The 1,854-nt window shown below is 65.4% G+C and carries 2 protein-coding genes; one reads left to right on the top strand and one right to left on the bottom strand.

Going from position 1 to position 1,854, the window contains the following annotated elements:
* Positions 1-57 precede the first annotated feature (57 nt).
* Positions 58-989 (top strand): IS5 family transposase gene (locus ACZ7L5_RS45165; protein ID WP_471524956.1). Its coding sequence is split into 2 segments (ribosomal slippage): positions 58-421 and positions 421-989, totalling 933 coding nucleotides; the frame shifts between segments, so codons are not numbered across the junction.
* On the opposite strand, the gene ACZ7L5_RS45160 is transcribed toward ACZ7L5_RS45165, so the two are convergent.
* On the bottom strand, positions 990-1,628 hold the full coding sequence (locus ACZ7L5_RS45160; RefSeq protein ID WP_471524954.1) for an SMI1/KNR4 family protein: 639 nt from the start codon (positions 1,626-1,628) through the stop codon (positions 990-992).
* Positions 1,629-1,854: the final 226 nt, after the last annotated feature.

Raw genomic sequence — 1,854 nt, 5'->3', positions numbered from 1 at the left:
CTAGGACCTGTCCGGCCGATCATGTGACTACTTCGCGTCGAGGACGTTGATGTGCTCATGGGGCGGGGTGATCTCACGGATGCCGAGTGGGAACGGTTGCGGCCGTTTCTGCCTGTCAGCAACAGGCGTTGTGGCCGGTGGCGTGATCACCGGCAGGTGATCGACGGGATTCTGCATCGAGTGCGGACCGGCGTTCAGTGGCGTGACCTGCCCGAACGGTTCGGGCCGTGGAAGACCGTCTATGAACGCCACCGGCTGTGGTCAGCCGACGGCACCTGGGAACGACTGCTCCAACAGGTCCAGGCCGCAGCCGACGAGGCGGGTGAGATCGACTGGGACATCTCGGTCGACTCCACCATCGTCCGCGCACATCAGCATGCGGCCGGCGCCCGCACCGATCCGCCGCCAGGTCCTGCGTCAAAGGGGGCCGAACCGGCGGAACACCAGGACGAAACTCCGTGGCAGAGCCTGGTCGCCCGCCTGGTGGAGGTGGTGCTGGAGGCGAGGGCCTGGGCCGCTCGCGCGGCGGGTTCACCAGCAAGCTCCACCTGAGTGCGGATGGCCGCTGCCGCCCGCTGTCTCTGATCGTCACCGCAGGCCAGAGGGCTGACTGCACCCAGTTCAAGCCCGTCTTGGAGAAGATCCGCGTGCCAAGGCCCGGACCGGGCAGGCCCCGTAAGAAGCCAGCCAGCCTCGCGGCGGACAAGGCTTACAGCAACGGGCCATGCCGCGATTACCTGCGGCGCCACGGTATCCGGCACACGATCCCGGAGAAGACCGACAGTCAGGCCGCCCGCCTGCGCAAAGGCTCACGCGGCGGACGGCCACCCGGCTTCGACGAGGACCGCTACAAGAAGCGCAACACGGTCGAACGGGCGATCAACCGCTTGAAGCAGCACCGGGCAGTCGCCACTCGCTTCGACAAGCGCGGCTGCGTCTACCTCGGCACCGCGACAGCAGCAGCCCTCACTATTTGGCTTCGGTCCTGATCAGGGCCAGTCCTCGGTGACGGGATACATGTGGGCGTAGGGATCCGGCTCGCCTGTCGAAGGATCCAGTCCGGCCCTGAGCCGTCGATGTTGCTCTCGCCAGCTGACGAACGTGTCTGTCTGCTTCCAGAGCGACGCATCGCCGAGTGGGCAGGTCTCGAACTGGCCCAGCATCATGCGGGTGATGAACTGGACCATGTTGCAGTCGAATAGGGCCCACGGCGACTCGCCCCACGAATGGTGCCGGCGCCAGGCTACGACAGGCCACTTGTCCGGATCTGGGTCGTTCATAAGCCAAGCCATCTCGTTGGCGTTCATTCCTGAACCCCAGGGCAGGACGGCATCGGCGCCCAGCGTCACGCCCGGGACTCCTCCGTATTCCTCCCAAAGCCCGCGCAGGCCGACCGTCATGCCTCCGATGTGACACTCTTCCCACCCGCGCACGTCACTCGGGAGCGGGGGCAGAATGACAAGCTCTCCGATATCGCCCACGCCGTACGTGTCCAGCAGAGCCTTGTAGTCACTCGGCAGCTTGGCGCCGAGCGCAGCTTCGGCCGCAGCCCAGTCGATCTGCTCGCCGCCTGCGAAGTCTGCCGGTACGAGGTCGAGCAGTACTGCGACGTCGGGATCAATACCCATGGTGAAGCCCCTTGAGGTCAGTGGTCAGCAACCTTAGTTGTGTGGGCTGACACCGTCGCCCTGTAGCCAGGTCCCCAGAGCAGCCAATGTGTTCAACATGGGAAGCCAGGACTGTGACCACCGAACACAGCTGGGAGAAGCCGTCAAAGGACGACCCCAGCCACCACCCCACCAGGCGAGCACGCCCCATACTGTCCAACGCCATGATCGGCCGGACAGGTCCTAG

It is taken from the genome of Streptomyces sp. NPDC107528, assembly GCF_055639295.1.
This window is presented reverse-complemented; position numbering and strand designations above follow the sequence as displayed.